Consider the following 634-nt stretch of genomic DNA (forward strand, 5'->3'; position numbering starts at 1 on the left):
CGGAATTCGGAGCCGCATGACAGCGATGGAGCTACGCGGCAAGACGCTACTGCTAGTTGGCTACGGGCGCGTTGGCCAGGAACTTGCCAAGCGCGCGAGGGCGCTGGACATGTCGATCGTGGGCTTCGACCCCTTCATCGAGCCTTCGCACTTCCCGGCGGTGACGTTCTTCCCTTCCCTAGAGGAGGCGCTGACGGCTGCCGACGTGGTGTCGTTGCATGTGCCACTTAGCGACAAAACCCGGAACATGATCGACGCCGAGACACTGACTCAGATGAAGAGGGGCGCGATTCTACTGAATTCGTCTCGCGGCGGCATTATAGACGAAACCGCACTCGTAGCATCGCTCGAAAGCGGCCATCTGCGCGGTGCCGGACTAGATGTGTTCTTGCGGGAGCCGTTGCCAGCTGACGATCCCCTGTTTGCACGTGAGGAAATCGTCTTCAGTCCGCATTGTGCGGCCCTAACGGCCGAATGTTTGGTAGAAATGGGCAAAGCAACAGTGCGAAACGTGCTCGCAGCCTTTGACGGGACATTGGATCCAGCTCTGGTTGTTAATCACCTCAGCCTTGTGGGATATTAGGACCGACGTAACTCACAGAAAAAAGCCAGCAGGCCGATCAATAGTCGGGTG

The 634-nt window shown here is 57.9% G+C and carries 1 protein-coding gene; it reads left to right on the top strand.

The genetic code is table 11. The annotated features are described in order from the left end of the window. On the top strand, positions 1 to 583 hold a 583-nt coding region (locus GSQ92_RS16330; RefSeq protein WP_254066631.1), incomplete at its 5' end, for an NAD(P)-dependent oxidoreductase. Positions 584 to 634: the final 51 nt, after the last annotated feature.

This window comes from Acidisoma sp. S159 (assembly GCF_009766125.1).
GTDB lineage: Bacteria > Pseudomonadota > Alphaproteobacteria > Acetobacterales > Acetobacteraceae > Acidisoma.